General features: G+C 39.9%; 7 protein-coding genes. 4 read left to right on the top strand and 3 right to left on the bottom strand.

Annotation, left to right across the window (positions count from 1 at the left end; genetic code table 11):
* On the bottom strand, positions 1–1,177 hold a 1,177-nt coding region (locus tag Q0212_RS02935), incomplete at its 3' end, for a DsbA family protein (RefSeq protein ID WP_297921968.1).
* 147 nt (positions 1,178–1,324) lie between these two features.
* Between Q0212_RS02935 and Q0212_RS02930 the strand changes: the two genes are divergently transcribed.
* From Q0212_RS02930 to Q0212_RS02920, 3 genes are all read left to right on the top strand, one after another.
* Entirely contained in the window at positions 1,325–1,879 is a 555-nt protein-coding gene (locus Q0212_RS02930; protein WP_297921965.1) for an LON peptidase substrate-binding domain-containing protein, read from the top strand.
* A gap of 101 nt (positions 1,880–1,980) precedes the next feature.
* Positions 1,981–2,613, top strand: coding sequence for a TetR/AcrR family transcriptional regulator (locus tag Q0212_RS02925; protein ID WP_297921962.1), 633 nt, complete (start codon positions 1,981–1,983; stop codon positions 2,611–2,613).
* Positions 2,614–2,674: 61 nt separating this feature from the next.
* Positions 2,675–4,327, top strand: coding sequence for an NAD(P)/FAD-dependent oxidoreductase (locus tag Q0212_RS02920; protein ID WP_297921959.1), 1,653 nt, complete (start codon positions 2,675–2,677; stop codon positions 4,325–4,327).
* 76 nt (positions 4,328–4,403) lie between these two features.
* Here Q0212_RS02920 and thpR read toward each other — a convergent pair whose 3' ends face one another.
* Positions 4,404–4,916: an RNA 2',3'-cyclic phosphodiesterase gene (gene thpR, locus Q0212_RS02915; RefSeq protein ID WP_297921957.1), complete on the bottom strand. Its 513-nt coding sequence runs from the start codon at positions 4,914–4,916 to the stop codon at positions 4,404–4,406.
* A 132-nt stretch (positions 4,917–5,048) separates the two neighbouring features.
* Here thpR and Q0212_RS02910 point away from each other — a divergent pair, with 132 nt between their 5' ends.
* A complete protein-coding gene (locus Q0212_RS02910; protein WP_297921954.1) occupies positions 5,049–5,744 on the top strand; it encodes an SGNH/GDSL hydrolase family protein in 696 nt (231 codons plus the stop codon).
* Between the two features lie 19 nt (positions 5,745–5,763).
* Here Q0212_RS02910 and Q0212_RS02905 read toward each other — a convergent pair whose 3' ends face one another.
* Positions 5,764–6,501, bottom strand: coding sequence for a Tim44-like domain-containing protein (locus Q0212_RS02905; protein WP_297921951.1), 738 nt, complete (start codon positions 6,499–6,501; stop codon positions 5,764–5,766).
* Positions 6,502–6,836 lie beyond the last annotated feature (335 nt).

Raw genomic sequence — 6,836 nt, 5'->3', positions numbered from 1 at the left:
CATGCCAAGCTTGTTGTTTTAGCAATTCTTTAAATTGTTTGTTGTTATACCCTAAATCGGCTAATAATGATTGTAGATGAGGTAAATAGCTTAAATCTTTGTTGTCCGTCCAAATACTAGTCAAGATATGTTGGGTGATTTGTGGTGTTTTCTCTTGAACTAGGGCTAAATAAAATAGGGCAAAACAATGCGTTAGTCCTTGTGTTGATAAAATGTAGCTAGGATTGATTTGCAATTGATAAGATTGGGCTAATTCTTGTAGGTGTGTTAATTCTTCAAAAGACAAATCTTGCCCATGTTGACGACTATCTTCTTCCAGATAAATAGGTCGTAAATTGAGTTTAATTTGATAATGTTCAGTGAGGTGATGTGTCGCTATTAAATAAATATAGGATAACGGGTCTTGAAAATTAAAATAAAAATCAAGCTCATATTTTTGTGAGCGAATTTGAGCAAGTTGTTGCCAGTCATTAATCAGATAATGTTGTGTACTTTGGTGTTGATCTTGGTTGAGGCAAAAAGGATGGCCTGATTGATCATCATTCAATTGTTCTAAACGTTTAGCCAATAAAGGTAATTCGTCGATTCCCCAATAATAGCTACGATGAAATTGTAACATCGCAGCTTTACGAAATTGTTGTGATTCAAAAAGTATTTGTGCTTGTTTGAGCTTTTTTTGTGTACTTGATGCCGCTAAATTTTGAAAGCGTAAACTGAGCATGGCAAGTTTTTGATGCTGATGTTCCCATAAACACAAAAATACTTGTTTGGCTAAAATTAAAAATTCATCCGTGGGCAGATGACGATTGGCGATTAACAATTGGCTAGCAATAAAACATTGTTCTTCGGAGGGGGCGTGAAAGTGATGAAATTGTAACTGATGAAATTGTGCCAAATGCCAAGCATCACGCAAATAATAACTAAAAAACTGATCTGGCTCTTGATAGGGTAAAAATTTAAAAATCAATTTAACGTCAAAGTGAGTAATAAAATCGGATAAAGTTTGAATCAGTAAATAACTATAGGGATCGGTAAAGCGTAACCATACGACCACTTGTTGCGGTTTGCCGCGTAATTGTCGCCACCATTCATGTCGATGATGGAACAATTCCTGCATGACAGGATGGCGTAAGGTTCGAGTGAGGATCGGGTTTAGCAATCGCTGGCCAAAAGGCATAAGTTGTCCTTACATTTTTTTAGTTTTGAGCTAGTCTAAAATAATATGGGGACTATCTCAATATCAGGATAACTATAGCTGACAGAATGTTTTTTGTAATGATATTTAGATTACCGCATCGGTCTTTTTATCAAGGTCAAGTCAATAATGAAGCAAGAATTGCCACTATTCCCGTTAAATACGGTTTTATATCCACAAGGCGAATTGCCGTTGCGCGTGTTTGAGTTACGTTACCGACGTTTATTAGATGAATGTGGCAAAACTCAACCCTTTGGTGTGGTTAGAATTCGTTATGGTCAAGAAGTCGGTGAGCCAGCATTTCCTTATGATGTGGGTTGTGCCGCTTATGTGGTGCAACAAGTTGCTTTAGAGGATGGTAGTTTGGCCGCTTTAGCTGTCGGTGACAGACGTTTTAAAATTTTGAGTATTAATATTGAGGAAGATGGTTTGGCTCGTGCCCAAATAGAATGGCTCAAGCCTGAGCCTATTGTAGCTATTCCTGATGATTTATCTGAAATTGCTGAAGCTTTTACTGAATGTGGAGATCGATTAAGTGATGCAGGTAGTTTGGCATGGCGTTTGGCCGAGGCATTGCCTTTATCGTTAGACGAACAACAACAATTATTAGAAGAAGAAAATCCACGCCAGCGTTTACAATTAGTTAAAAAACTGACATTAAAATATCCTATTGATTTTATTTGATAAATTTGTTTTTAAAGTACAAGTTTTAATCTTTATTAAAATAATGTTGACAGTGTTAACATTATTGGTTATTGTAAATAAAACTAAATTTAAGTCGATTTATGAAAAAAGAAAATATTATCAAAGAACACTATCATCACGGCAGTTTACGAGATGCGTTAATTAGTGCTGCTGTACAACGTTTGCAAAGTGATGGTATTGCCAAATTGAGTTTGCGGGCTTTAGCGGCTGATGTTGGCGTGTCACCTACGGCCGTGTATCGCCATTTTGAAGATAAATCGGCGTTGTTAGCGGCGATTGCGTGTGATGGTTTTGTGGGTTTAACGCAAAATATGCACAAGTATTTAGGCCACGAGCCGTGTGATGCCTTAGTAGCGTTAAAACGTATTGGCATAGGTTATGTCGATTATGCCATTCATCATCCAGCGCATTATCGTTTAATGTTTGGTCAGCGTATGGTTGAGCGCGCCCGTTATCCCGATTTATTTCAAGCATCAAATACCAGTTTTGCCATGTTACGTAACACCATTAAGCGTGGCATTGATGAGCAATTATTTAGAGATTTACCGTTGGAAGTGATGACCATGACCGCATGGTCGTTGGTGCATGGTATGGCCATGCTAACCATAGATGGTTTAGTTAAACATCCCAATCAAACAGATGCACTGATGGCTATTGCTAATCAAGTGCAAGACACCTTAGCACATGGTTTGTTACGCAGACCCTCACTCTAACTTTCACCATGCTGAGTGATGGAAACGTAAATTATTTTGCCTTAATTTGGAGCAAACAGTCATGACCGAAGCAGTAGCGACCCCACAAAAAAAATCAGGTTTAACACCCAGTACCATTCGTATTGGCAAACGCTATCGAGCCAATCGTTTAAATGGTGACTATGATGCCATTGTTATTGGTTCGGGCATTGGCGGTTTAACAGCAGCAGCTAGCTTGGCCAGCTTTGGTTATAAAGTGGTGGTTTTTGAGCAACACTATACCGCAGGTGGTTTTACCCATAGTTATAGTCGTAATGGTTATGAGTGGGATGTAGGGGTGCATTACATTGGTGATGTCGGGGTAAAAACCACATTAGCCCGTCGTTTGTTTGATTTTATTAGTAATAATGAATTGCAATGGCAAGCGATGGATAGCACCTATGACCGTATTTATTTAGGTGAAGATAGTTTTGATTTAGTAGCAGGCCGCAATAATTTTAGGGATAACTTATTAAAACGGTTTCCAGAAGAAAAAGCAGCGATTGATGAGTATTTATTTCGGTTGGGACGTGTGTCTGATGCCATGCAACATTTTACCGTAGAACGTATGCTACCCAGTTTTATGGTTAAAGCCTCACGTTTAGTACGTGAACGTACCATGCCCGATTATTTTAATCGCCCCACACGTCAAGTATTAGAGGAGTTAACGTCTAATCAAAAGTTAATTGCTTTTTTAACAGGCCAATGGGGTGACAATGGTATGCCACCCGCACAATCCAGCTTTTTGATTCATGCGTTAATTGCCAAACATTATTTATACGGCGGCTATTATCCTGTGGGCGGTGCGTCACGCATGGCCGAAACCATCATTCCACAAATTCAAAAAAATGGCGGTGAAGTATTTACCTATGCAGCCGTTGAAAGAATCTTAATTGAGCAAGGGAAGGCGGTGGGGGTGCGTATGAAAGATGGCACTGATGTCCACGCGCCAATTGTGATTAGTAATGCAGGCGTTTTTAATACGTTTAATCGTTTAGTGCCGTCAGAATTGGTTGATAAAACCTCTTATGCACGTGGTTTGCAAAAAGTTAAACCTTCTATGGCAAATTTATCGTTGTATATTGGCTTGCAAGACACCAGTGAAAATCTCAAATTGCCAAAAACAAATTTGTGGATTTACCCTAGTGAGCGTTATGAACAAGATATTGATAAGTTTATGGCCGACCCTGAGCAAGATTTTCCTTTAGTGTATATTTCTTTTCCCTCAGCCAAAGACCCAACCTTTAATGAGCGTTATCCCAATCGCTCTACCATTGAAATTGTTGCCCCTTGTCCGTGGGAGTGGGTGCAGCAATGGGCTGATAAACCGTGGGGCAAACGTGGTGATGATTATGAGGCGTTAAAAGAACGCTTTGCGCAACGCTTACTCGAAAAACTCTATGAAAAATTACCCCATTTGCGCGGCAAAATCGATTATTACGAATTGGCCACACCCTTATCAACCCAGTTTTTCTGTTGGTATGAAAAAGGTGAAATTTATGGCTTAGACCATGATCCGCAACGTTTTGAACAAAATTGGTTGCGTCCCAAAACAGAAATTGAAGGCTTATATTTAACAGGGCAGGATATTATGACCTGTGGTGTAGTTGGAGCGATGATTGGTGGTTTAATGACGGCGGTGACGATTGGGGGTGTCAAAGCCTTACCCTTGGCCAAGAAGATATTTGTGGGATGATCTTATCCTAAGCACACATCTTTTTTATATAGTGATGATGTTCCCTCTCCTTGTAGGAGAGGGCTAGGGTGAGGTCTTACAACTGCCATTCACTGACAGGCGTATAAACTGAGCCTTCAGGTGTGAGTCTTGAGCGTACTAAAGCTAAAGTATCGGCTTGCCATTCTAAACTTGGCCAAACGGGTAATTGTTCGGCACAAAACTGTAAACGTCTTGCCAAGGTTACATGTGCTTTAAAAGCACGTTTTTCGATGCTAAAACCTGCTTGTTGTAAACCTTTGCCTAGTTGATTGACTAAATTGGCTAAAGCAGGTGGTTCTTGGTTGGCGCGTAAACAGGCCAAATCCGCTTTACGCCAACATTCAATTTTATCAAACTGTAAATGAATGAGTTGTGGTTGAAGATTATCAACCACTCTTTGTAAACTTGAAGTACGACTGCCATCAATCTCACCCAAAAAATGTAGGGTTAAATGAAGATTATTAGCAGGAACTTGTTTTCCTCCAAGCGGTTTAATTAAAGAATCGGTACTACTTAACCACTGTTGTTGCGTAGTGGCACTTGGCCAAAGAGCAAAAAATAAACGCATAATGTTAAAGATAATGCCATAGCAGGCAAAGAGAAAGGACGTTTAAAATAGCTTAGATAGATAGTAATAATCTAGTCTTTTGCGTTAGCATCTGTAAGCAATTTTTAGTGAGGATTAATGATGCGTTTGGCCATGACTACTTTAGCCTTAGCCCCATTATTAGTGGTACAAGGTTGGTATGTAAAACGAGTCACACCACGTTTACCCGAAGCAGAAGGCGCACGACAAGGCGTTACAGGACAGGGAAAACGTTTACGCCTGTTAGTAGTGGGGGATTCTGCGGCAGCAGGTGTGGGGGCAGTGCATCAACGCGAAGCCTTAGTCGGGCAGTTGACAGCAGAGTTAGCTACTCAATGTGAAGTCTCTTGGTTGTTAATTGCCAAAACAGGATTTACCACGGCAGATTTATTAGCCCATTTAGCCCAACAGCGTAGCCAACATTTTGATGTGGCGGTTGTTTCTTTAGGCGTTAATGATGTTACACGCCGAGTGGCTACACGCCATTGGTTAAAACAACAACAAGAATTAGTGGAGTTATTGGCTACTAAATTTGGCGTGCAAAAAGTGCTGTTGTCGGGTGTGCCACCGATGGGACATTTTAAAGCATTGCCACAACCTTTGCGTTGGTATGTTGGCCTGTATGCTAAACAGTTTAATCGACAACTAAAAAAGCATTTTGATAACCATGCGTATGGTTATGTGGTCTCTCCCAAAGCACGTTTTGAACCTGAGTTTTTGGCAAAGGATGGGTTTCATCCCAGTCCAATTGCCTATCAGCGTTGGGCAAAAGTGGTTGCGAAAGAAATTTTACAGATAGGGCTGATGTAAACATATCAGCCCTATAGGTTTATTTATTGATGGGCGATAATAGTGTGGTTTCGATAGCAGGCAGCTGCTTAATCATATTGGCATACTCTAATGAGGTACTGCTTTCTTCAATCATTGAAACTTTCCAAGCACCTTGTTGAAAAATAAATGTCCAAACACGCTCCACATCTTGATAATCTGAACTGCCTTCAACTATCACGCCTGTATCACGTTGTTTTAAATAATCCATCATATTGGCATTAATTAACACCACGAGCATCGAGTTTTCATGGGCTGCACCTTCATTTCGATGAGTAAACAACAAGGGTTTAATAGATTTGAGGGCTTTAACCTCACAAATATTGATTAAATTTTGTTGTTGCCAACGATTTAAATGAGCAAGCTGCTGATTTTGCCAATACCAATCGGTCATCCATTGAGAGGCTGTTGATACATCTTCTTGCTGCCATGCAGCATGTACTCTAAAAAAACAATCTTGAATGCGATGTCTTAATGTAAGCCAATCAAAGGCTTTATGATGTTGCGCCATAAAGCGTAGGTCTTTTAAGGCGCGGCGACTAGCTAGCCATTCACGAATTAAAATATAGCAAATTAAAGGTAAGAAAAATAACACTAATAAGGCAATAACTAGCTTTGCCCAAAAACTGTGGGCGACAGCTTTTGCTATTGCACCACCTGGCCCTGCAAAAGCAGGCTCAATCACAAATAGCCCCATCATAGTGAGTGCAAGACAGGCAAAAACAACAGATTTTTTCATGGTTTCTTCCTTGTGTATGATGAAAATAATTAGCTCTGGACTTACGCATTTCACCGAAATTAGCGCGTTTTGCGAACATAAAATCGTTGAAAACGATTGAAATGTAATAACCGCGTAAATCCTAAGATTAAAGTATGGTGTATTTTTGCACAATAAACAATCATTTTACGTTGATGAAATGCTTAACTTTAATGCTGATGACAACAGCCTTGTTCAGTGGTTTTTTCGTGGCAAGTGCAATCACTGCCACAACAACTGACCAATAAATCACGGAGTTTTTCTCGGCCACGCTTAACACGGCTTTTTACCCCTGATTCGCTAATGCCCATCATTTG

Origin of the sequence: uncultured Agitococcus sp. (assembly GCF_937920075.1) — a bacterium.
In the GTDB taxonomy this organism is placed as follows: domain Bacteria; phylum Pseudomonadota; class Gammaproteobacteria; order Pseudomonadales; family Moraxellaceae; genus Agitococcus.
Note: the sequence above shows the minus strand (reverse complement) of the source record. Positions and strands in the feature narration are given on the sequence as shown.

Coding starts and splice junctions, on each gene's coding strand:
- Q0212_RS02910 (WP_297921954.1), top strand. CDS start 5,049: ATGACTACTTTAGCCTTAGCCCCATTATTAGTGGTACAAGGTTGGTAT.
- Q0212_RS02930 (WP_297921965.1), top strand. CDS start 1,325: ATGAAGCAAGAATTGCCACTATTCCCGTTAAATACGGTTTTATATCCA.
- Q0212_RS02925 (WP_297921962.1), top strand. CDS start 1,981: ATGAAAAAAGAAAATATTATCAAAGAACACTATCATCACGGCAGTTTA.
- Q0212_RS02905 (WP_297921951.1), bottom strand. CDS start 6,501: ATGAAAAAATCTGTTGTTTTTGCCTGTCTTGCACTCACTATGATGGGG.
- thpR (WP_297921957.1), bottom strand. CDS start 4,916: ATGCGTTTATTTTTTGCTCTTTGGCCAAGTGCCACTACGCAACAACAG.
- Q0212_RS02920 (WP_297921959.1), top strand. CDS start 2,675: ATGACCGAAGCAGTAGCGACCCCACAAAAAAAATCAGGTTTAACACCC.